The sequence below is a fragment of the cyanobacterium endosymbiont of Epithemia clementina EcSB genome (genome assembly GCF_029919255.1).
GTDB lineage: Bacteria > Cyanobacteriota > Cyanobacteriia > Cyanobacteriales > Microcystaceae > Rippkaea.
This window is the reverse complement of sequence record NZ_CP123991.1, coordinates 91847-116179: the sequence shown is the minus strand read 5'-3', so window position 1 is coordinate 116179 and position 24333 is coordinate 91847. Positions and strand designations below refer to the sequence as shown.

The 24333-nt window shown below is 35.2% G+C and carries 18 protein-coding genes and 1 tRNA gene; 9 read left to right on the top strand and 10 right to left on the bottom strand.

Annotated features, from left to right (window positions below; genetic code table 11):
- Positions 1-31: 31 nt before the first annotated feature.
- Positions 32-1393, bottom strand: coding sequence for a 16S rRNA (cytosine(967)-C(5))-methyltransferase (locus P3F56_RS00405; RefSeq protein ID WP_281152809.1), 1362 nt, complete (start codon positions 1391-1393; stop codon positions 32-34).
- 316 nt (positions 1394-1709) lie between these two features.
- Between P3F56_RS00405 and P3F56_RS00400 the strand changes: the two genes are divergently transcribed.
- Positions 1710-1970 carry a transposase gene (locus P3F56_RS00400; protein ID WP_405054796.1) on the top strand — a complete coding sequence of 87 codons (261 nt, stop codon included), beginning with the start codon at positions 1710-1712 and terminating at the stop codon, positions 1968-1970.
- Positions 1971-2718: 748 nt separating this feature from the next.
- On the opposite strand, the gene ftsZ is transcribed toward P3F56_RS00400, so the two are convergent.
- Together ftsZ and P3F56_RS00390 are read right to left on the bottom strand one after the other, a co-directional pair.
- Complete coding sequence (gene ftsZ, locus P3F56_RS00395) at positions 2719-3984, bottom strand: cell division protein FtsZ (RefSeq protein ID WP_281152808.1); 1266 nt, start codon at positions 3982-3984, stop codon at positions 2719-2721.
- 293 nt (positions 3985-4277) lie between these two features.
- Entirely contained in the window at positions 4278-5057 is a 780-nt protein-coding gene (locus P3F56_RS00390; protein ID WP_281152807.1) for a cell division protein FtsQ/DivIB, read from the bottom strand.
- Positions 5058-5264: 207 nt separating this feature from the next.
- Here P3F56_RS00390 and ctpC point away from each other — a divergent pair, with 207 nt between their 5' ends.
- The gene (gene ctpC, locus P3F56_RS00385) at positions 5265-6557 is read left to right on the top strand and encodes a carboxyl-terminal processing protease CtpC (protein ID WP_281152806.1); all 1293 of its coding nucleotides are present in this window, start codon (positions 5265-5267) and stop codon (positions 6555-6557) included.
- A gap of 1451 nt (positions 6558-8008) precedes the next feature.
- Positions 8009-8998 (top strand): adenosine kinase, encoded by a 990-nt coding sequence (locus P3F56_RS00380; RefSeq protein WP_281152805.1) that lies wholly within the window; start codon positions 8009-8011, stop codon positions 8996-8998.
- Between the two features lie 937 nt (positions 8999-9935).
- On the opposite strand, the gene P3F56_RS00375 is transcribed toward P3F56_RS00380, so the two are convergent.
- Positions 9936-10493 carry a YqeG family HAD IIIA-type phosphatase gene (locus P3F56_RS00375; RefSeq protein WP_281152804.1) on the bottom strand — a complete coding sequence of 186 codons (558 nt, stop codon included), beginning with the start codon at positions 10491-10493 and terminating at the stop codon, positions 9936-9938.
- 467 nt (positions 10494-10960) lie between these two features.
- Positions 10961-11158 carry a hypothetical protein gene (locus tag P3F56_RS00370; RefSeq protein WP_281152803.1) on the bottom strand — a complete coding sequence of 66 codons (198 nt, stop codon included), beginning with the start codon at positions 11156-11158 and terminating at the stop codon, positions 10961-10963.
- 127 nt (positions 11159-11285) lie between these two features.
- Here P3F56_RS00370 and hemH point away from each other — a divergent pair, with 127 nt between their 5' ends.
- From hemH to P3F56_RS00355, 3 genes are all read left to right on the top strand, one after another.
- Positions 11286-12401 (top strand): ferrochelatase, encoded by a 1116-nt coding sequence (gene hemH / locus P3F56_RS00365; RefSeq protein ID WP_342637189.1) that lies wholly within the window; start codon positions 11286-11288, stop codon positions 12399-12401.
- An 841-nt stretch (positions 12402-13242) separates the two neighbouring features.
- Entirely contained in the window at positions 13243-13911 is a 669-nt protein-coding gene (locus P3F56_RS00360) for a phosphatase PAP2 family protein (protein ID WP_281152802.1), read from the top strand.
- A 40-nt stretch (positions 13912-13951) separates the two neighbouring features.
- Positions 13952-15838 carry an ArnT family glycosyltransferase gene (locus tag P3F56_RS00355; protein ID WP_281152801.1) on the top strand — a complete coding sequence of 629 codons (1887 nt, stop codon included), beginning with the start codon at positions 13952-13954 and terminating at the stop codon, positions 15836-15838.
- Here the strand turns inward: P3F56_RS00355 and prmC are convergent.
- From prmC to P3F56_RS00330, 5 genes are all read right to left on the bottom strand, one after another.
- Positions 15835-16758 (bottom strand): peptide chain release factor N(5)-glutamine methyltransferase, encoded by a 924-nt coding sequence (gene prmC / locus P3F56_RS00350; RefSeq protein WP_281152800.1) that lies wholly within the window; start codon positions 16756-16758, stop codon positions 15835-15837. The genes P3F56_RS00355 and prmC overlap by 4 nt on opposite strands.
- A gap of 8 nt (positions 16759-16766) precedes the next feature.
- On the bottom strand, positions 16767-17495 hold the full coding sequence (locus tag P3F56_RS00345) for a Tic22 family protein (protein ID WP_281152799.1): 729 nt from the start codon (positions 17493-17495) through the stop codon (positions 16767-16769).
- Positions 17496-17584: 89 nt separating this feature from the next.
- Positions 17585-18349 (bottom strand): Tic22 family protein, encoded by a 765-nt coding sequence (locus P3F56_RS00340; RefSeq protein WP_281152798.1) that lies wholly within the window; start codon positions 18347-18349, stop codon positions 17585-17587.
- A gap of 267 nt (positions 18350-18616) precedes the next feature.
- Positions 18617-18690 (bottom strand) — tRNA-Pro (locus tag P3F56_RS00335).
- A 112-nt stretch (positions 18691-18802) separates the two neighbouring features.
- Positions 18803-19330 carry a GNAT family N-acetyltransferase gene (locus P3F56_RS00330; protein ID WP_281152797.1) on the bottom strand — a complete coding sequence of 176 codons (528 nt, stop codon included), beginning with the start codon at positions 19328-19330 and terminating at the stop codon, positions 18803-18805.
- A 146-nt stretch (positions 19331-19476) separates the two neighbouring features.
- On the opposite strand from P3F56_RS00330, the gene P3F56_RS00325 reads away from it, so the two are divergent.
- The 3 genes from P3F56_RS00325 to P3F56_RS00315 all read left to right on the top strand — a co-directional run bounded on the left by P3F56_RS00325 (position 19477) and on the right by P3F56_RS00315 (position 23745).
- Positions 19477-20397, top strand: coding sequence for an alpha/beta fold hydrolase (locus P3F56_RS00325; RefSeq protein ID WP_281152796.1), 921 nt, complete (start codon positions 19477-19479; stop codon positions 20395-20397).
- 1786 nt (positions 20398-22183) lie between these two features.
- The gene (locus tag P3F56_RS00320; RefSeq protein WP_281152795.1) at positions 22184-22351 is read left to right on the top strand and encodes a hypothetical protein; all 168 of its coding nucleotides are present in this window, start codon (positions 22184-22186) and stop codon (positions 22349-22351) included.
- Between the two features lie 152 nt (positions 22352-22503).
- The gene (locus P3F56_RS00315) at positions 22504-23745 is read left to right on the top strand and encodes an FAD-dependent hydroxylase (RefSeq protein WP_281152794.1); all 1242 of its coding nucleotides are present in this window, start codon (positions 22504-22506) and stop codon (positions 23743-23745) included.
- The last annotated feature ends 588 nt before the right edge of the window (positions 23746-24333 follow it).

Here is a 24333-nt window from a genome sequence, read left to right as displayed (position 1 = left end):
TGAAGGACTTTGTAAGCAAATAGAGGTTCTATCAACCTTTCTTTAACTTCACCAGAAAAAAGCCATCCATTTGACGCTGATGGGGCAAAATTTGTATCCATCCTAATGAAGTTACCCAATTACACAAGGGCGAATCGGGTGATGGTGGTTCAATATACCAAGTCGTATGGGTATCGAGAAACTGTTTTATAATCAATTCATTTTCTAAACAATTAAGGGTACAAGTAGCATAAACTAAGACTCCTTGGGGTTTTACCCAGTTTGCCGTTCTCTCTAATAACTCTTGCTGTAATTTCGATAGCTGTCGGACTTTTTCGGGATTATGTCGCCAACGAATTTCAGGATGTCGATGTAAGGTTCCTAGCCCTGAACAGGGAGCATCTAATAAAACCCGATCAGCCATTTCAGTGAATTGGTTGAATTGACGGCTATCCCCTGTGACGATTCTAATGGACTTTAGGTGTAATCGTTGGGCATTAGCTTTGAGTTTATTCAATCTTGATGGAGTGCGATCACAAGCAAAAATTATCCCTCGATCTTGCATTAATTCAGCGATATGAGTAGTTTTTCCTCCAGGGGCAGCACAGGCATCAATAATTACTTCTGATGGTTGAGGATCAAGTAAATGGGTTACTAATTGCGCACTACTATCTTGTACAGTCCACCATCCTTCTTTAAACCCTGGTAATTCTTTAATAGCTCCAGTTTTTCCACTTAATCTTAATCCTTGACAAACATCTTCTAGATTTATCACTTTGATGTTAGCTTGCCTCAAATGCGCTTCAACGGTTTCTAGAGTAGTTGTCAAAGGATTAATCCGCAGATCAAGATGGGGAGGTTGGTTAAACCATTTACACAGCTGGGCGGTAGTGTCTTCCCCAAATTGCTGCAACCAAAGTTCGATGATCTCATCAGGAAAACTATAGAGAATACCCAATTTTTCAATAGGGTGATCAGGTAAGGTTAAAGGATCAATCTTAGTCTCACTCAGACGGATATAGTGACGCAGTATGCCATTTACTACTCCTGAAAGGGGTAGTAAATGATTTTTTTTGGCTAGGTCAACACTGGTGTTAACGGCTGCCGATACGGGAATATGACTAAGATAGCGTAATTGATAAAGGCCAAGATGTAGTATTAAACGAAGATTAGGTGGTTGTTGATGGACAGATTTCTTGCCTAGTTGATCAATTAAAGTATCTAAGGTACGCCGTCGTCGGACAATACCGTAGACCAATTCTGTGACTAGGGCACGATCACTTAGATCGAAATTAGTTCGGTTGAAAGCGTGGTCAAGGGCAACACAAGTATAAGCTCCTCTTTGTTCAATTTCTTTGAGAATTAATAAAGCTAATTGACGAGAATTGGTGTTTCCTTCAGCTGAAATTTTCATTGTTTTTGTAAGGACATTTTTTCATTAAGTAGACTACCTAAGCTAACATAAACTGACTCAATATTTACTAGTTAACAATTAATCTATGGATAAAATCTTCCTAAATATTTTTTACTTTAAATATTTAGAGAGCAGTTTTTAGGAATAACATAAAATGCCGTTTAAATATTAAATAGCAATGATTCATTATATAAAATGCCTCGGCAAGTATTAAAACAATATTTTATATTCATAGTACCAAACCTCAATAAATGACGTTTTAGTATAGGATTACTAATCAACTTAAAGAGAGACTAGAAATAGTTTTTTATAAAAAATTAAACTGAGTGTCAAAACTATTGAAATTAACCAAATCGAATATCGGCTTTTACAAACTTATTTATTAGAAGTTAATTTCTGTAGAATAATTAGGTGTTTAATTGTAGAAATAATTACTTATTTAAATCAAGTAATAACTTTAAAAGTAGTAAAAGATATTAATAATAAATTGGAGTTAATTAAAAGGAGAGCTTATGGATTAAGAAATTTTATAAATTCTCGATTACTAAGTTTATTGACTTGGAATTTTACTGGTTGATTCCAGATCATAAGTCCGGTATGATTATATCCGTTTACAGATAGTTAAAAAATTTAGTTATCAACTAAATAAACCCTAGACTCTAAACACGGATTGGTCGGGTTGATCTGTAATCGTTAATTTTAATCCTCAATAGCAATATTTTTAGGGCTAGTTGGTAAAGACTTCAAAAGATAACTGGTTATCTGCCAAATCAAAAATAATAGTGTTTTTAGCACTTTAAGTATCCATACAAAAAATTCATCTTTTAAAAATATTTTTGCCATCATAATTTTCCTTAATTAATTATCAATAATTAAGAGTAGTGTTCAGGTTTTTTATCGGCTTATTATTGTTGTGGTTGTTAAGTTTTTTCTTCTATCTAAATTACTAATCACAAAAAAAAGCTCTAGTATATAGATGTCCCAGGACAACAGTATCAGTAATAGAAATACTAATTAAGCAACAGAAAAACAACCTACAGCTGCCATACTAAAATTCTAGTTATCATAGTTATTTCTTTACTATTTCCCTTCTTTTTACTAACCAGCACGGTCAGCATATTTTTTAGATGATATCTTTCGACTCCAAGATATTTCTGGTGTTAAAAAATAAAATCACCTCGATCAAATTACTTAGACTGATGTTTTACACGAGTGAACTTATGACGTGACCAGAAAATTTTAGAATTTTTATATTTCTAAGGTCGACTTTAAAAATCTATGATATTTTTTTGATAAAAGTCATTCAAGGTATACTTATTGATCAACTAACGTCTTGGAAAACGACGTTGTTGAAGAAAGTCTGGAATGTCTAACCCTGTGGGTTTGGGAGATTCTGACTCAGGAGCTTTGGTAGTTGGGGTATTGTTTACTGTTCGTGTAGAAGTGGAAGTACTCTTTAGTGTTTTTGAAGCTGCATTGTCAGATTCTCCACTAAAGCCTGTCGCAATGACCGTGATTATTACTTCTCCTTGTAACACTGAATCAATAACTGCTCCAAAAATAATATTGGCCTCGGGATCAACTACCTCAAAAATAGTTTCAGCCGCCGTTGTTACTTCATGAAGAGTGAGATCACTACCCCCAGTAATGTTAAAAACAACCCCTTTAGCTCCCTTAATCGAATGTTCTAATAGAGGAGAAGAAATCGCCTGTACTGCCGCATCATTGGCACGGGATTTCCCTGAACCTGTTCCTAGCCCCATTAATGCTGATCCAGCGTCAGCCATCACTGCCCTAACATCCGCAAAGTCTACATTAACTAAACCAGGAATTGTAATAATATCCGAAATTCCTTGTACTCCCTGTCGAAGAATATTATCAGCTGTCAAAAATGCCTCTTGCAAGGGAGTATCTGGAGGAATAACCTGTAGTAACTGATTATTAGGAATGACAATTAAAGTATCAACATTATTTTGCAGGTTATTGACACCCTCTGCCGCCTGAGTTGTGCGCCGTCGTCCTTCAAAGCTAAAAGGACGGGTAACAACTCCCACCGTCAGACAGCCCATTTCCTTTGCTACCTCGGCAACGATAGGAGCTGCTCCTGTTCCAGTGCCTCCACCCATGCCAGCCGTAATAAAAACAAGGTCAGTATTTTCCAAAGCGTGAGCGATTTCGTCCCGAGACTCCTCAGCAGCTTGAGTCCCAATAGATGGATTTCCGCCTGCTCCTAGACCTCTAGTTAATTTCTGTCCAATTTGTAAACGTTGAGGAGCTGCTGATTGAGAAAGAGCCTGAGCATCAGTGTTGATGGCCCAAAACTCAATTCCATTTAAGGAACTTTCAATCATGCGGTTGACTGCATTACATCCGCCGCCACCAACGCCAATGACCTTTATTTTAGCAACGTTATTTGGCACTATTCTGTTGCTCATGGTGTCTTCTATAAGGGATTCTGAAGGATCGTTCAATCGAGGCAAGAATAGACTGTTATTGTTAACATGACAATCGTCCATTCCACTTGACACTTCGGAAGATTGAGTATTACCAAGACTCGAATTACTGGAAATCAATTTTTCACTAGAGGTCATTTTAATTGACGATTGATTAGGAACAGTTGAAAAGGAATTAGACGACAGTCCGTTTGATCAGTCTTAAACAGAGCTAATCAATTTTAGACTTAGTATACTCATGGAATGGATTAAACATTCACCTACACATAAGAGCTTACTATTTATACGTACTTGTCTCATCTTATACACTAAAAATCTGGTGAGAGTTTGTCAATCTTTTTACGTGATAAGCATAATTGTTATCTTAAAAAGATAAAGTCAGAAATCGCAAACAAATAGTTGAAAATTGGCGTTTTAATCAAAAAAGTAGACTAAGGAGTTAAACGAACTGAAGGAGACCGAGGATTAGTCACATCTAAGTAAAAAATCCGGTTTGGAGGAACACGGGATGAAAGGGTTCTCATTTTGCCTAAAACCTGCAATTGTTCCCGAAAGCGTTCACCATAAGGACCACAATAAACGGTTCCCAATTCAGTTTTTAAAATCAGATTACTTGGGTCTCGCCAATCCACTGTCATAACACTTATAGGAGACTGAAGAATTAGGTGATATATTTCAAGCCAATGGGAACGATATTGAGGCTCAAAACCAAGTACTGTAAGGTCTTGTTCTGTCTCAACTTTTGTATCTTCTTGATAGAATTTTTTAGGAATCCAGACTCCAGTAGCGTCAAGATAGCCATCACCTTGAGAAGAAGTACCTATAGCAATAGGTTTTCGTTCCTTCACAGTAACAGTTATCTGAGTTGGAAAAAGCTGACGAGTAAGATGAATATCTTTCAATGGGGGTTCTGCCTTCAATTGTTGGGTCAATTGATGAAGAGGTAGTTGCCAGATAGACTGAGGATAAGATAGCTTAAGGAGCTGCTGAATTTTCTCTGAAGACAATAGTCGATTTCCTACAATCTTAATTTGTGATTTATCTTTGATCACCCAATGAGGCCAACTGACCATCCAGACTAATCCTCCCACCATCCCCGAAAGGGCTAAAAAACGCCAGACACCTTGCCATGCTTTTAATTTTCGCTGAATACGTAAAGTTTGTCGCCTACTTTTCAATGTATCAGCATCAACTGGTGTGTTATTCATCATTAGGATGACTGTACCTACTTTCAAAAGATGTTATAACTAGAGGAAAGTACTCTAATTAGAAAATAACTGATTGTCTATCTCTATGAACTAAACAATTCAATAGTAGAAGATATACCGAGTCGCATTATTTCAGGTTCAAGTGTCACAGTTGGCACGCAGTTAGCAAAAAATCTCTTTACCCTTTTATCTTTGCATAAATTTAGGCTTATGGTTAATCAAAAACGCGGGCTGATTCTCGGCGCGACTGCGGCTATCTTGACTGCGGTTGCGGTCACAGGTGGAGGACTCCGCTTCTCCCAGAGTCAAGCTTTTTTTCAAGATAGTCCAAAAGAACTAGTTGATGAAGTCTGGCAGATCATTAACCGGAATTATGTTGACGAAACGTTTAATCAAGTAAATTGGCGAGCTGTTCGTCAAGAATATTTAAAACGTCCTTATGTTGATAGGGAGGACGCTTATAAAGCGATTCGGGAAATGCTTGAAAGACTTGAAGATCCATATACTCGCTTTATGGATCCTGAAGAATTCAAAAATATGCAAATTGATACTTCAGGAGAATTAACTGGAGTAGGTATTCAAATTACCAAGGATGAAGAAACTAACGAATTGATGGTAGTTGCTCCCATTGAGAACACCCCAGCGTTTAAGGCTGGAATTTTATCTAAAGATATTATTACAAAAATTAATGGCAAAATTACTAAGGGGATGGATGTTGGAGATGCTGTTCGGTTGATTCGGGGTAAACCGGGCAGTGAAGTGATTTTAACAATTCGCCGTAGTGCTGAAGAAACCGATTATCCTCTTATTAGAGCGCGCATAGAGCTAAACCCTGTTCGCTCTCGTTCTCAACAAACCCCCATTGGGTTGATTGGCTATATTCGTCTCACTCAATTTAGTAGTCAAGCTGGTCAAGAAATGCGAGAGGCTATTAAAAATTTAGAGGCCAAACATGTTAACGGTTATATTTTAGACCTTCGTTCTAACCCTGGAGGATTGCTATATTCAAGCATCGAAATCGCTCGGATGTGGCTTGATGAAGGAAAAATTGTCTCAACAGTTGCTCGTGATGGAAAAGAAGAGCAACAACGAGCTAGTCACCATGCCTTAACAGATAAACCCCTAGTGGTATTAGTGGATGGTGGCTCAGCGAGTGCTAGTGAAATTTTATCAGGAGCTTTACAAGATCATAGACGTGCTATGATTGTAGGGACTCAGACTTTTGGTAAAGGCTTAGTGCAGTCTGTTCAGGGATTAGGGGATGGCTCTGGCGTAGCTGTCACCATCGCTAAGTATCTTACTCCCAGTGGCCGAGATATTAATGAACAAGGTATTGACCCTGATGTCATATTTGAATTGAGCGACGACGAACGCAAAGCTCTCCAACAAGATCGCGAACGGATTGGAAGTTTTGGTGATCCACAGTTTGATAAAGCGTTTGAAGTACTTAAACAACAAATAACCAATCCCAAAGAAATCAATACCCAGGCTATAGGTCAATAACCTAGTTCAGGCATCTGGTGGTAAAAATTAGTAGCATTGAGCCTTGAGTCACTTAAGACTTAAATAGCAGGAGAAGGCAGGGGTTGTGATGTCTGTTTTTTCTCCTTTGTTTATTAAGCATGGACAAACGGGAGAAGCTCTTATTTAAGTCTATTAAATAACCGTGGTTTACATGACGAGTAAACCTTGAATAAAAGCAATAAACAATTGTCTTAACTAAAAACAGTAAAAATTTTTTACCATCCTAGCTTTTCTAAACTAGGAGTAATGAAATTATCTCTATTTTTAATAAAAATAGTCTTGTCAACAGTAATAAAAAGTTTAACTTAGCTTATTGATAGGCTTATTAAAGCCTTACCAATTCTACTTAGCTGCTATAGTTATATTTTAACTATAGCAGCTAAGCAGTTTTAAGGAGTAGTCACTAATGTTGGTAAAAAATAATTTGTATTCAGTATTGATGTCTATTTTTTAGTAAACGTATCGATATTTTATATCTGATGCTAGAGTTTTTATTGGCAAGTATTATTATATTTATATATTTTTTTACATAAAATTTATATTTTATGTAAAGTTGCCATTATACTTTTCTTTAGATTTTTCTAAACTTTTTATTAGAGATACTTTTATTAATTTAAAAGCTCTTTAAAATTGAAGATTAAGTTTTTATTAAAGTTATGAAAAACAGTTTACAGTATTTAACCTTTATTTTTTAAAAAAAGCATTAAATAATTTTAATCAGTTTTTACATTAGTTTAATTGATTTAGTTATTCATTGTTAAAAGCTTATTAATCAATAATACAATGCGTTTAAGACAAAATAATGATGGCAATTAAATAGGTATTTATCAAAAAAAAATTACTATATATACACGATTTAGACTGCTTATTATGTTGATTAACTTAATTTAAATAAGTTCATTTTTTTAAAAAATGCTAAAATTTACATTAATCGGGATAGGTCGATCATTTTCGAGTGACTATTCGCATTTAAACGTTAAAATAGCTTATTGTTTATCTATATTTTCCTATTGTAGCAATTTCTGCCATCGGTTAAGCTAAGCTTAAAATTTAAACTATCTTAGATTATCTTCACAGTAATAAAAAACTAATGGTAAAATATAGTTGTGCTTAAGATTACAGTTTTGCTTGAATTATTCAGACTTAATTATCATTTTTATTTACGATTTTAGCAACTTTTTATGTTGATAAAGCTAGAGTCAAAAATTAATCCAAGAGATAAAGTTAAATAACTTCAACTTTATCTTTAAATTTAATAAATTGATCTTGTTAAAATAAGTTAACTTAATATTAATTAGTAGCTAATCTTAATAGCTAATTTTAAATATTATGTATTGCTAAACTAACCAAAGTTATAATACCAATTCTCTATTTTACCCTAGAATAGGATTGAACATTTTAGAGGTTTGTCGTCAGGCAAGAAAAAATTTATGGGAAAAAAATATCATGTTTATGGTGTTGGTAACGCTTTAGTAGATATAGAATTTAAAGTTTCACCAGAATTATTTAAAGTATTAAACATTGATAAAGGTGTTATGACTCTCGTGGATGAAGTCCGTCAAGAGGAGTTATTAAAAAAGCTCAATAGACAACCATGTAAGCAAAGTGGTGGAGGCTCTGCTGCTAATACTATGATAGCTATTAGTCAATTAGGTGGTAACGGGTTTTATTCTTGTAAAGTAGCGGCGGATGAGGCAGGAAAATTCTATTTGGAAGACTTACGCCAGTGTGGATTAGACACCAATGAACATAATGGCGATAGCGAAGAGGGAACCACTGGAAAATGCTTAGTTATGGTGACTCCTGATGCCGATCGCACCATGAATACATTTTTAGGTGTTTCGGGCAGTTTGTCCGAACAAGAATTAGTCCTCGAAGCAATATCCGACTCTGAATATCTTTACTTGGAAGGATATTTAGTCACCTCCCCAACTGCTCAAGTAGCAGCCATTAAAGCTAGGGAAATTACAGAAAGTTCAGGGGGAAAAACTACTTTTTCCTTATCTGATCCAAACATAGTCGAGTTTTTTAAAAATGGGTTATTAAAGATTATTGGCTCTGGGTTAGATTTCATTTTTGCCAATGAAACAGAAGCTGCAAAAATATCTAATACAAAAGATTTTTCCAAGATGATCTCCTATTTAAAAACTCTAGCTAAGGGGTTTGCTATCACTCGTGGATCGAAAGGATCATTAGTTTTTGATGGTCAGGAATTAATTGAAATTGCTCCTTATCCCGTCCAGGCTATTGATACAGTTGGCGCAGGAGACATGTATGCAGGGGCATTTCTTTATGGGATCACTCACGGTATGACCTATGGCCAAGCGGGCGATTTCGCTTCAAAGGCTTCTTCTCGTATTGTTACTAGTTATGGACCTCGTTTAAGTACTGAAGAATTAAAATCTCTACTAACAAGTTAAAAGATTTTTCTATTAGCAATTGAGTGTAGATCTATTTAGCTAGAGGTCTCTTAAAAAGAGTCGAGACCTCTGGCTAAATAGATCTTTTATAGATAACCAATCATTAGCTTTTTGCCGCTATGTGAAATACATTACAGTCCGATAATCATTTATAAATAAACCTTCTCAAGGTTATCCAAGAAATAAATTTTTACCCTTTCCCTTTATTTATCCTATGCCATTGCCAAAACATCTATAAAGAAAATACTAGCAGCTAAAATTGACCTGATGTGATAGGAGAAATTCCACAACCGTAACTAGAACGAGAATTTGTGGTCATATTCTTATTAAAGAGATCACAAAACACAAATTTCTTGGAGAATAGCAATGAATTACCTCCAATCATTGACATAAAGACCAACAGACTATCACAATCAATAAAATCGAATCATATTGCGACGACAGTTACTTAAAGGCCCTAATTATAAGGCTTTCAGAAGATATTAAAATGACTTACTGACAAGTTTAATCTATTGAGCAACCGCGTTTTATTTCCGAACAAGTAGACATACTCACGAGAGTAAAAAATCTGTGAATCTACTCGTAAAAATTTTGAGGAATATTTGATCTAAGAAAATTTTATAAAACTAAGATACTTATTTGTTTGATTAAAAATACGTGACGTGCTGACAATAGATATTAATTTGCTTACTCTTATTTATAGATGAAATCTGTTTATGCGACAAAAAAGATGTAGATGTTGTATCTCACATACGATGTTGATCCGGAAAAAGCAGCTTTTCAAACAAGAGATTTTTATAGTGCTTATATCACACAAATATTGTCAGACCATCAAATATTGTCAGACCAGTTAAAGTAGGGGTTAGTAGTTGCGGATGATAGGTTTAAGTTCTTCTCGAGAAGGCTAACCTAAAATAGGAAATCAAGTTATTCAGAATTAGCCTCTTAAAGATTGATCATCTTTAGTAAATTCATGTTGTGAGACTATCAGAGACACCCCCAAGATTTGAGATAGCCAGATTTCAAAATTGTGGATGGGGGAGTGACGAGCGGCCACAGCAGTATCTGTCATAGGCTTGACGAGAATGGTGAACATTCCCAGACGATTACCAGCGAGAACATCCGTAAATAGGCGATCACCCACCATAGCTACACCATTAACTGGAAGTTCCATTGCCTGGACAGCCTGCCGTAATTTGCGTCGAGAAGGTTTTACCGCCCCCAATAGATAAGGTAAAGTTAAGCTGTTGGCAATTCTCTTAATTCGACCTTCACTTAAGTTATTACTGACTAGCCAAATGGGAGTCATTTGTCTAATAGTTTCTATCCACTGCTCAAGTTCTTGGGAGACTTGACTTTGTTTGATGGGAACCAAGGTTTCGTCTACATCCAAGACTAATCCTTTAATGTGATAATGGGTAAGAATTTCTGGTGTTAAACCAAGAATAGTATCTCCCAAAACTAAATCAGGTTGTAATAATTTGGTTTTGGACATTTGTTTATTTACCTCAATATGATGGAGGGGTCATTTTTAATCTTATTTCTTAACTTGAATTACTTGCAAATTTCCTGCTCCATAGAGTCGTTGTTGACAATCTCGAAAACCTACTGAAGTCAACTTTGTCACTAAGTCAGTGTTGAGCATCTTTCAAGCTGTCTTCATTTCAAATGTCCACAGAAAAATAGTTAAAAGTGGACAAACTAAACGATCCGTCGACTTATGTAAATTAATTAAAGCAAAAACCTCCTCAGGATTAAGAATCTGATAAACATTAAAAATTTTCCTCGAGTTGCTTGGTTTCCATTTCGTGGAGAGTAACTTGAGCAAAACTCGCATGAACTAAACCAAATTTCGATTGAGCAAAAGAAATTTGTTTAGCTAACTCGTCAAAACGATTGGCTCCAAAAATCGTTTTAACTGTCTAATAAAGGGAAGTCGATGAGACGTTAAGTCCCATTGTTTCAGTAGAAAGTTAGTGGTTTGACCTCCGTCATAGCATAAATCAAATCTAAAATCCCAGTATCAGACGTTAGAGGAACATTTTCAATGGTAAGGTAAAAAAACTCTCTTCCGCCTTCGACATTTAGAGATGCTAAATGGGAAATAGTGTTATGTAACCAAGAATATTGATAACTCCAGGTTCTTAAAATTGTGCCCAACTCGTCACCTCCTGACTTATATAACTAACTAGATTATGAGTATTTTGTCATCTAACTCTCAATAGTGAGCCTATATATTGTTAAACTTAACAAAGAATCTGAAAATGTTATTTATCTACATAAAATTATGGATCGCGTTGGGGTTTTATTACTAAATTTAGGGGGACCGGAACAATTACAAGATGTTCGCCCCTTTTTATTTAATCTATTTTCTGACCCAGAAATCATTCGATTACCTTTCCCTTGGTTACAAAAGCCGTTAGCTTGGTTAATTTCTCGGTTAAGAAGCAAAAAATCCAAGAAAAATTATGAACAAATTGGGGGAGGTTCCCCTTTAAGAAGGATTACTGAAGCTCAGGGGAAAGCTCTGGGAAAAAAATTAGCAGAAATTGGTCAAGATGCTCAAATTTATATTGGAATGCGTTATTGGCACCCCTTTACTGAGGAGGCGATCAACAACATTAAACGAGACAACATAGAGCGTCTAGTCATTTTTCCTTTGTATCCCCAATTTTCCATTAGCACCAGTGGCTCTAGCTTCCGAGTGCTTGAAGAAATGTGGCAATCTGATAGTGATCTTACGCGAATTAACTATACCTTGATTCCCTCTTGGTATGACCATCCTGATTATTTAACAGCGATGGCCGATTTAATTACCCAAGAATTAGATAAATGTGAAAATCCTCGTCATATCCATATCTTCTTTAGTGCTCATGGAGTCCCTCAAAGTTATGTTGATGTAGCTGGAGATCCCTATCAAGCAGAAATTGAAGCTTGTACTCACTTAATCATGAAAACCCTCAATCGGCCAAATGATTTCACTCTGGCTTATCAAAGTCGAGTCGGTCCGGTAGAGTGGCTCAAACCTTACACGGAAGATTCTCTGAGAGAATTAGGGAAAAAAGGAGTCAAAGATTTATTAGTAGTTCCTATTAGTTTTGTTTCGGAACATATTGAAACTCTTCAAGAAATTGATATCGAATATAGGGAAGTTGCTAAAGAAGCAGGAATTGAAAACTTTTATCGAGTTCCTGCGTTGAATACCCACCCTATTTTTATTAATTCTTTAGCTCGATTGGTGACTAAATCTCTTCAAGAACCTCCTTGTACTTTTGATTCGGTTATTCGTCCCAGGAAAAACTTAAAAATTTACCCCCAAGAACATTGGCGTGGTTGCTCTTTTTTAACTACTGTTCTGTTTTTAGTTTATTTGAGCTCACTTACTTACTTACTCGCCAACTAATAATTATTAACTGATTTTATAAATCTATATAAATCTATTTTTATAGACTTGTTTTATGTTACTTAATGGCATAACTAAAATATAGAATAGCTTCCTGAAATAAAGTTAAATTATCTCGAATTTAATAGATTTAAACTTTCTTTAATTAAATTAAGACTTGGAGGTACTCAGTAGATATTTTTTAATAAGTCAAAGTTAAGATTTTTCTAATCTTTTTTTATCGTAAAAAAACAGAAATTAAGATTAAGTCGGTTAATTTCTTCAATAATTTTACCGATAACTAACTGTCCCTTAATTTTTTTAAAACTTATTTTTAATAGTTCATTGCATGACAAAATTTGCACCCTAAGTTCAAATTAATTAAGGCGGTATTCACTTAGTTACTTGATTTATCTATGAGAACTAAAGATTAATAACTTTTTGGGTGAAGAGAATTTGTCCATCCAAATTTTGAGAACCTGGAGACTTGATAGTAAATTGATGGAGGTTTCCAATTTTTTAGACATATCGCACAATAGAGGTACCACACTAGTGTGAGCTTCATAGCTTCCATTGAAAGAGTGCAATCTCTCTATATTTATCCGGTCATTAACCATTTGTTTAAAAAATTATTACAGAGCCAATGGTAGTGACAATTTGTGCCCGATGATCTAGGTGTTTCATACTTTTAACTCATCTTTAAGATGACTTGTTTTGACAGGATTATTGATAATTAGTTCTCAGAATAATTAATTCTCAGGAAAGATTATAATGACCTCAGATTAAGTGCTCGTGAAGCCGTTTATAAATCCGAGTGCTATTATATGGTGATACTTACTCAAATTTTAATCTCTAACTAGATATGAAGCCAAAGCTAAGAAAGAGTGTGATGGAGAAGATTGGCAAAGCGATAAAAAATAAGACTTTAGCATCATTTGTTACTGTCTTATTACTATTATTATGGCTAAATCAAGAAGTTGTTCAGGGAAATTTTGATGCTTGGGATAAAACTTTTATACGATGGGTTCGCCACTTTCGTCAACCTGGTTTACTTGAATTTGCGCAAGTCTCTTATCTGTCGGGAGAAGCTGAAGTTGTTATCTTTTTTATTTTAGGCAGTTTAGGTTTTTTGTTCTGGAAACGTTGTTTAAAAGAAGCCCAAGTTTTAGCAGTTTCCTCTTTAGGAATTATTATTTTAATTGATAAGGTTTTAAAGCCCTCATTTACTCGAATTCGTCCAGCTCCAGGATTAATTGATGTTCACGGAAACAGTTACCCTAGTGGTCACATCTCTGGCAATTTCATGCTATATTTATATGTTTCTTATTTGATTTCATTTAGGTTCCCTAAACTAACTATTTACCTTTATAGTATATCAACTATTTTGACTTTTTTTATGGGTTGGGCTAGTCTTTATTTGCACGTTCATTGGGCAACAGATATTATTGCTGGTTTGTGTGTTGGATATCTCGCCTTTACCCTATCTATTTTTCTTTTGAAGACTGTTGACACAAAATATCGTAGTTTCTAGTTATCTCAGTCATTAATAAAAATTTATTTTGGATATTATTATGGATAAAATAGATACGCATAAACAGATTATAAATAAATTTAATTTATTAAAAAAATCTCCTAAAACACTCTGGATTTTTTCTATTATATGGCTGGCAATAATTAGCTGGATCGCTTTTTTGTGGGATTTAGGAACTATTGGATTAATTGATAAAACAGAACCCATGTTTGTTGAAGCATCCCGTCACATGCATATGACAGGAGATTGGTTAACTCCCTATTGGAATGGGGAGACTCGCTTTGATAAACCGCCTTTGACTTATTGGCTAATCTCTTTGTCTTTTAAACTATTTGGGGTAAGTGAATGGGCGGCTCGTTTTCCCTCAGCTTTATTTGCAATTGCTTTAGTAGGTTTGAGTTTTTATAGTTTACACAATTTTGGATTTCTTAGCCTTAAATCTTTCCACTCTTCTACAAAGAAGAAAGTACAGTCCGATCCATGTAAATTATGGTTTTCAGCCAATTTAGGAGCAGCTATTGTTGCTTTTAATCCTTTCTGGATTGCGTGGGGAAGAACAGCGGTTTCTGATATGTTCTTGTCTAGCAATATTGGATTAGCATTACTGTCATTTTTTATTGGTTATGCTCATCCTGAAAAGGATTCTACTAAGCGATTAGGATTATCCATTAAAAATTGGTGGTATGTGGGATATTGGGTATTTATGGCCTTAGGTGTTTTAGCTAAAGGTCCCGTAGCAATTGTACTTCCAGGGATTATTGTTATTGTATTTCTGTTATTTGTTGGTCGTTTAGTTGAAGTGGTAAAAGAAACTCCTTGGTTATTGGGAATTATGAGCTTTATTGCTATTACTATCCCTTGGTTTGTTCTTATTACTTTAAAACACGGTCAAGAATATATTAATACTTTTTTTGGACTGCACAATATACAAAGATTCACTAGTGTTGTTAGTCGTCATCCTGGGGCATGGTATTATTACTTTTTGGTGGTCTTAGTTGGATTAGTTCCTTGGTCAATTTTCTTGCCATTAGCTATTGCTCGTTTACGTTTTTGGAAACGAAAGCTTTGGGTTTCTTCCCATCGTTCAAGCCACCTAGGTCTATTCGCTTTAGTCTGGTTTGTTGTTACATTTTTATTTTTTTCAAGTTCAGTCACTAAACTAGCAGGTTATATTCTTCCTTTAATACCAGCTGCCGCCATTATAGTTGCACTATTTTGGAATGAACAAATGGCAACAAAGGGAGAAAAATGGTCGGGACTTTGGACAATTTTATTTTGGCTCAGTGGACTAGCCAATGTAGGGATTTTAAGCGGATTAGCTGTTGCAAGTTTCATCAGCCCTAAACTTATTGATTATGATCCAATGATGCCTCAGTTTAGAGAGTTATTACAGAAATCAGGTGTACCCCTTCATAGCGGAATTATTCTGTCATTTTCTGCTTTAGGTATTTTAATTTTACTGTTTTGGAAATATCATCGACGCTGGATTTGGGCAGCAAATTTATTAGGGTTTATTGCTTTTTTAAATTGGGTTGTGCTTCCTATTGCTCCGATTGTTGATAGTCAACGGCAACTTCCTCTGAGAGAACTTGGAACTTTGATAAAACAAGAACAAAAGCCAGGTGAAAAATTAGTTTTTATTGGTTTTATGCGTCCGAGTATAACTTATTATGCTCAACAAACCGTTGATTCTATCACTGAAACTGATATCTATAGTGGTAGAGCAATCGAATATTTTAATGAGCAAGTCAATCACAAAAATACGTCGTCGACTATCTTGATAGTGGCTAAACCTAAATATTTTGAACAGTTAGCTTTAAAACCGTTCGATTATCAAGTTATTGGGGAAGGTATTGTTTATCAATTAATTCGGATAAAAACACAGACAATTTTAGATAAAAATACATTAATCAAACAGTCTAATTAAGTTCGATAAGCCAAGACAAAACGTTGAATTCCTGCTAAATCTGACAATATTTTGATAGAGCGATAATTAGAAGAATTTTCTAACAATTGAGCTACACGTTCTCCCTGTCCTGCCATCATTTCAATTAGCCAAATTCCCCCAGACTGAAGATACTTAGGGGCACTATGTACTAAATAGCGGATTGCCTCTAAACCGTCTTTACCTCCATCTAAAGCTAAATAGGGTTCATGATATCTTACTTCGGGTTGAAGTTGAGGCAGTATCCTTGTGGGAATATAAGGTGGATTAGAGACTAGCCCACTAATTTGACCTTTCAACTCTTCCAGGGGAGTCCACCATGATCCTTCATAAAATTGAATTTTTGAAGAAAGTCCTAAGTTTTTAGCATTTTCTTTAGCAATAGTTAAGGCGACTTTACTTTTGTCAACAGCGTGGATTTTTGCTAGAGGAAATACCATGCCTAATCCAACTGAAATTGCCCCACTACCAGTTCCCAAATCAACCCAATGTCCTGATTTTAAGTTAGAAACAGAACTTTTTTGGACTGCTTGAACAGCAAAATCAATAATTAACTCGGTTTCAGGACGAGGAATGAGAACTCCAGGAGCAACTTTAAGTAAAAAGTTACGCCAAGGAGTCACACCAACAAGATATTGAATAGGAACTCTATCTTTTAGACGATGCTGCCATAATTGGTCCAAGTGAGATAGGGAAAATTTTAGGTAAATTTGTGATCGCTCCCGAAATGACTCTAACCTCAATGAAAGTCGATCTAACTCTGCCACTTCTTGAAGTAACCAGTCTACTTCTTGAGGAGAGATGTTTGCGGCGATTGACTCAGTTATAGCCCAATTTCGCCAGGTTGCTAGGTCCGATCCCGATATAACAGTCTTTTGACTCTCTTCAGTCGAACTTTCCATTGCCGTTGTTAATTTTTACGACTTTCTTCAATAATTTTTATCATTTCCTGGGATGGCCATAATCGAATTTGTCTGAAAAAATCATTATCTTCTTTTTCTAAAGCACCAATTAAATTCCCCAGTAAAGTTATTTCTATTTTAATATTAGAAGTTTCTTCAGATTCCTGTTCTTTTAGATTATTAATAATTTGTTGAATTGTCTTTTTTTCAAAAAATATAGGAATAATAGTTTGCCCATCTTGTTTGATTGTTAAATAATTTTGTTCAGGTCCTCCTTTAAGGATATAGAGGGGAACGCCCCCTCTATATTCTTTCCCATCTTCACTTAAAATAGTTTTAGCGGCTTCAACTTCAGTTTTGGCGGGAATATATTGAAGTGCTAATCGTTGGGATTCATTAGAATTTTTTTTGGCAACTTCATATATTGCACCTAAAGAGATAAGTTTTACTTTATATTGATTGGCAATAGAGGGTTTCTCTTTTCCAAGTTGAATTAAAAATTCTTGAGCACTCTGTTTACTCATGAAAACGTTAGTAAACACTGTTTTTTCATCTACTTGCCCTCCCAAAGGGACATTTTTGTCGTTTGCTAACATGAAGACAGGAAGTCCACGGAGCATCTGGAAAATTTCTTCTTGAGGCAAGGCAAAAGCTGAACGCGATTGATTGAAGCCAGAATACAAAATTGCACTAGCAACTAACCCTAAAGTGGCACCCCAACGAATTAAAGTTTTCATATTTTTATGACAATTTGATACTTCTTAAAAACTGATGAGAAATTGTTTTTTATGTTAAGAAATTAATGACATCACTTGCCTTTTCATTTCTACTTTGCTTGCTGATTTTGTTTTGATGTTTCTAACACCTTCTTAGCTGATTCTTGAGAAGGGACGAGAATAACACTTTTTACAAAGTCTTCTTTCTTTTTATCGTCACTTTCAAAGGCTGAAACAATTCCTCCCAATGGGGTTACCTTAACTTTTATAGATGAAGCAAACTCAGGTTGTTTTAGTCTAATATTTTCAATTAACTTCTGGAGAGATTCTCTCTCAAAGTAAAAAGGAGTAAAACTTTCCTTTCCGTCTTGTACAGATAGAAAAGTATCCTGTTTATCAACTTTTACCATTCCATAAAATAAAGGAATTCCAGGAAAACTTTCAATATTAGGATCTTCTTCTCTAAGAATTGACAAAGCTGATTTAAGTTGTGCTTTTAAAGGGACAAAGGTAAATAAATCGGGAGGTTCTTGGGATTGACTTTTTTCCTTATTTTTTAGTAATTCATAAACTTGACCTAAAGGAATAGTAATTACTTCCACTTTAGTTTCAGGATTTTCTTTAGTGATTTCCTTGACAACCTGCTGAGCATCCTGATGACTTAGGTAAGTGACAAATGCTCGTCTGTCATCTTCGGTAGACAATAGTATCTCATTACTGTTACCAATAGTAAATACAGGAATTTGATTGAGTTTCTCTACAATTTGTTTTGGGGTTAATGCCAAAACATTTAGACTAGAATCTAACAAAGAGGAAATAAGAACAGAACTTCCAACTAATCCTAGGATGACACTGCTACGGATGAATGATTTCATAGAAGTTAACCTCGAAAATTAACTAAGTTTTTTGGTACAGGTTTAGAGCATCTATCTCTTATGAATCTATTGTTTTCATAGTAGCAAAGCTGCTCGAGGTCACTGAGATTCAGAGTTTTTTAAACACACAACCGGCCCTTTACCCACAGTAGGACAGACTCTGCTATAACCGAGTTCCTACCCAGTTCTATCTAATCATAACAAACCTATATTCATAGGGGTGATGGAACATTAAAGACAGTGCAGTTGCGGGTAATCCAGTTAAAGTCGGGATGACAGGATTTGAACCTGCGACATCCTGCTCCCAAAGCAGGCGCGCTACCAAGCTGCGCTACATCCCGCATCGCGCTCGTCTATTATAGCCTAGATACTCGAAAATCATCAAGAGTTCTCTCCAGAGGTTAACCTAAAACTTTTATCTCATGAGAGTCTAATCTTAATTCTCAAAGATTTCTAATTGGGATACCAAAACATCCCTTTAATGCCCTCAGGGTCTGAAACAAATCCCAGACGACGATAAAAATCTATTACCTGAGGATCAGCAAACAGAGTAATATTACTAATGTCTTTATTCCTAAGTTGGTGAATCATATATTTGATTAAAGCTTTTCCAAGTCCCTTATTTTGGCAACTTGGGTGGACAACTACGTCCCAAACCGTGGCGTTAAAAGCGTGGTCGGAGGTTGCACGAGCAAATCCAACCAAACGCTTCTGATTTTTCTCAACTTCCCACATAGAGACTACGAGAAAACTATGATTTAAGGCTTGTTTTACTTTTCTTAGGGGACGACGCGCCCAGCCAACAGCATCACATAATTTCTCGAGTTCGTAGAGATTAATGTCCCTTTCAGTACTTAAGAAAATGTGCCGTTGACTGTTTGTCTCGCCTTTTATGTCTAGGAGTTCTCCGTTGAACTTCGAAGTTAGAGCAGAGGTGACTGAATCAGAAGAGTTACTAAACAATCGTTTCCAAAAGACCATGCCGACACGGCTAAGCTTTGATGTTCTCTTTAATTTATACTGGATTTAGGCTATCCGGGTAGTTTTTAAGTGGACACCAAATTGTAAATTTTTTCTTAAATCATTATATCGAGCAAAAGGCCTTCTCATCAGGTTAGGATAAAAACATGCCAACCATCGACATTTTGGGAGTTCCTCACGCCTATGAGCTAACATCCCCGTCTTTTCAACCATCTACCCCTGTACTTATTTTTATTCATGGGTGGTTATTGAGCCGTCAATATTGGCTTCCGTTAATTGAACAATTAGCACCTAACTATCCTTGTCTAATTTATGATCTCCGAGGGTTCGGTGACTCTCAGCAAATTCGAGACACTTTAAATCGAGATAGAGTAATCGACTGGAGAAATTCATTTCAACGAGCTAATCCCAGTTTGACGAATGGTAGCTCTCCTTACGCCTTAGGGGCTTATGCCCAAGACTTGAGTGTTCTACTACAAAAATTTGCTATTAAGAGAGCTTGGCTTATCGGCCATTCTTTGGGGGGTAGTATTGCTTTGTGGGGGGCTGATGTTTGTCCTGAAACTGTTCAGGGAGTTATTTGTCTAAATTCAGGAGGCGGAATTTATCTTAAGGAAGAATTCGAACGGTTTCGCTTAGCCGGAGAACTGTTAATTAAACGTCGACCAGGTTGGCTATCCTATGTGCCTCTGATTGATGTACTTTTCTCTCGTCTTATGATAGCTCGTCCTTTAGAAAGACGTTGGGGGCGACAACGAGTTCTAGATTTGCTTAAGGCAGATCCTCAAGCTGCTTTGGGATCTTTACTTGATTCGACAACAGAGACTGAAGTTCACTTACTTCCCCAAATAGTATCCCGTTTGCAACAACCTGTTTATTTTTTGGCTGGGGACAAGGACACGGTAATGGAGCCTAAATATGTTCGCTATTTAGCTAGTTTTCATCCTCTTTTTGAGGTTCAAGGGAGTAATGTGATTGAACTGGCTAATTGTGGTCATATGTCTATGGTAGAACAACCAGAAATATTAGGGGAGAAGATGTTGAAAATTCTCATGAGCCATAGTTAGAACTTCCACTTATTGACTAAGTCTATATGTCTGCTTCTTGATAATTGATTTCTTCTAGATGTGTTATCGTACTGGACAAAGAGCCTGGTTCTTTAATTATTTGGCATTAATTTAAAAATATATTTGGAGATTGCAAGAGATAATCATTTCTATAAAAACTTATTTTTCTTTATTTTTGTAATTTAAAACTTAAAAGTGTAACCATCACTAGGTCTTTCATTTTACTGTCCATTGTGAGCTTAATAAATAAGAAATTTTTTGTTTCTTATACATAAGTTTATATAGACAATTCTCATTAAGTTTAGATTGGTTTAATAACCACTAACAAAGTATAAAGTATGTTTAAAGGTCTATTTCTTGTAATGGCTTAAATTGTCTGCTCCAATGAGCATAATCATTGGAGCAGACGCCTAAGCTTAATCTTGTGTTCGATACTAATCATATATTAATATCAAATGTCAGTATGTTGTGAGGAAACCTCCTATAAACAATAGTTATAGAAACTTGTTTATTCCCTTAGAAGATAAAGATAACCGAAAAGTTTTTTATTTAAAAAGGGTAATTAAGCACTCAATTTAGATAAAAAAATAGGATATTTGACAGTATATTAAAGAGATGACTGGACATCATCAGCCATTAATTTCCTCTCTAACTTTGGAGATGGCAATAACGGTAATTACGTGAACGGTGCAACAAGCTCCTATTTGTTGAGGGCGTTTTCAGATATTATTAGAAGGACTTAACAACAAAAGAAATCCTAAAACACAAATTGATTTAAAGACAAACATCAAAGTCATAAAAAGTTATAGTGTATTGCAGCCAATTTTATCAAAAATTACTCGGTAAAATAATATGATTTAGGGCACCATAGTCTAGTTTAGGCAAAGGAAACTTCTCTGACCATTTAACCCTTAAAAAGGGTAAAGATTATGGAAGTAATTTTTTAAACATGAGGATCCTCAAAAAATTTGCCTTAATCTTAGCTCTTCCAGCTGAATTGTATATCGATTAGGGCAATAAGTATGAAAATATCTGAGCTAACCAAGAAATAAAATTTGCTCAGTCACAAATTTCCTAATCAAGTCAGGAAATAAGCAAAACTTAAAGGTAAATACAACGATTGCGTCAGTAATATAGTTTTATAGAGCCTCAACAAAAATACCAAGAATTTTTTAAAAAACTTAACCTATTGAAAAGTTTAAATTTAAATACTAAAACCAAAATTAAAGAAACCCAGGTACTATGTAATTCTTTATAAGAGGATCTAGGATTATCTCCTCAAGAGAGGATTGTTGTCAGTGTATTGAATGAATCATATCGTTATCAAGATTTTATCTATTAACTTCAGACAGTGGACATTGAACTTTCTAAAGAATTGGGGACTTTTTTTTATAAAAGTTTTACATAAAAGTCCTGCAATTGAAGTTATTAAAGATACAAAACCAATTTTATGAAATCCTTACAACAATAAACTTCAAAAGCTTTGGAAAACCAAGATATTAATCTAGAACATTCTGGGATATCCCCTAGTAACTTACGTTTATCTCTTTAACAGCAACTCATCGAGGTAGCCAATCAAATTGAAGTTTTGCACATGAGAAAGATAGCTATTGCCAAAGAAATGAAAAGTTTTTAGTATAAAATCAAAAAAATATCTATCTTTATTCATGAGTATGATCATTTACAGCAAAAACTGACTATGGCTAACAATGGTCTGACTCATCTCCTGACCATTTCTCAAAAGATGAATATAAAAGCCGTTAACCAAAAAATAGCTCCTTAGCAGTTGATTACTCCCCCTGAAAAAGAAAAGACTTCTATTTTGCCTAAATTAACCCTAAATGTTAGTTTAGGGACTCTTGTGGGGCTATTGTTAAGAATTGGAGTAGCTAATTTTGTAGAAGTCAGACGTCAAACATCAGACATTAATCCTCTACGGGCAGTTAAATTTTAATTTGATGGTCTGCCAAAATACTCCCTCCTAAATGAGGATGAAAATTAATGACCTTGCATCCTCAGAAAATTCACGCCACAATTATAAGATATATATTTTTTAGTGCTTTAAAGTGTATATTTTTTAGTACTTTTCTGAAGAAATACTTAAAAATGACTGTCGCTCAGCTAAGCTCCTCTGTTTCACTTTCTAACCACACTACAGACTACGATCTTACTATTGTGGGAGGAGGAATTGTTGGTACCACTTTAGCTACAGCCCTTAAAACATCTGGGTTAAAAATCGTTATTATTGAAGCTCAGGTCAACGTGAAAGCCGCCAGCAAACCTCAAGCTTATGCTCTATCATTACTGTCTGTGCGCATCTTAGATGCAATTGGTATCTGGGAAAAAATACTGCCCAAAGTTGGAAAATTTCGCTCTATTCGCCTTTCTGATGCCGATTATCCACAGGTAGTTGAGTTCCAGACTACCGATCTTGGAACAGATTATCTGGGCTATGTGGGAGAACATCAAGTGATCCTAGAAACCCTACAAACGGCAATTGCCGACTCCTCTGAAATTCAATGGTTATCTCCGGCTGAAGTTATAGCCGTCGACTATCAAGATACAGAGGCGGTAGTCAAGGTTGAGGTGGAGGGAAAATTACAACAAATCCGTAGTAAATTAGTGATAGGAGCCGACGGAGCACAATCGCCAATGCGTTTGGGAGTAGGTATTAAAACTAAAGGGTGGAAATATTGGCAGTCTTGTGTTACTTTCACCGTTAAACATAATGCCCCGAGCAATGATATGGCATTTGAACGGTTTTGGTATTCAGGACCTATGGGAATTTTACCCCTTCCTGAAAATCGTTGTCAGATCGTTTGGACAGCCCCTCATGCCCAAGCCAAAGCGATTAGGGAATTAGACGAAACAGAGTTTTTAAGTCAGTTACAGCGACGGACTGGAGGGCTTTTAGGAGAATTAGAATTAGTCAGCGATCGTTTTATATTTCCGGTTCAGTTAATGCAAAGTGAACGCTATACAGACCATAGACTCGCCCTAGTCGGAGATGCAGCACACTGCTGTCATCCTTTGGGGGGACAGGGGTTAAACCTAGGGATTCGAGATGTGGCAGCTTTAGCAGAAATTTTACAAAAAGCCCATCAACAAGGAGAAGATATTGGAAGTTTAAAGGTATTAAAACGTTATGAACGCTGGCGCAGAAACGAAAATTGGATCATATTAGGGTTTACTGACTTTTTGAATCGTTTATTTTCTAATCAGTGGTGGCCATTAATGATTTTGCGTCGGTTGGGATTATGGTTGATTAATACTTGTCCTTTAGTTAAACGTTTTTCTTTACAATTAATGACAGGATTACTAGGAAAAATGCCTCAATTGCTTAGATGAATAATGAATCAAGTTAATTATTCTAATCTTTTAGATTTAATAAACTTTTACCTAAATTAAAGAAGTATAATTAAGATCAGCAAATTGGTCAAGTTGTTTTTACTTTAAAGAATTTATAGAAAACTTTTTATAAACAGATAAATCACCTAATGAATTGTATTTTCTTAATGTGCCTTGTTTAAGATTTTGTTTAGGAACAGTCTCGAAATCGAAAATTAACTCATGATGGATAAACTACATTAACTACCATCAATAGTTATTAGTTAACTTATTCAAACAGTATATAAAATATTAGCAATTTATTAATTACTTAGATAAAAGTATTTAATGTTTATTTTAAAATTCTCTTAAAGAGGTATTTATTACTTGATAAAAAAGCGACTTGTTTTTTCATCAAGTAACTGCTAACGATTAAATGATAATTTAGAATTTTGTTCTATATATAAATATATAAATTATTCTCAGGTGTAAATTTACTTGTAATTTTTATTTTCTATATCTTTATTTTTTATCTCTTTCAAATAAGAAGTTATTCTAATACATTAGAGTTAGAATAGTTTTTTAAAGATAATAAAAATCTAGAACTAG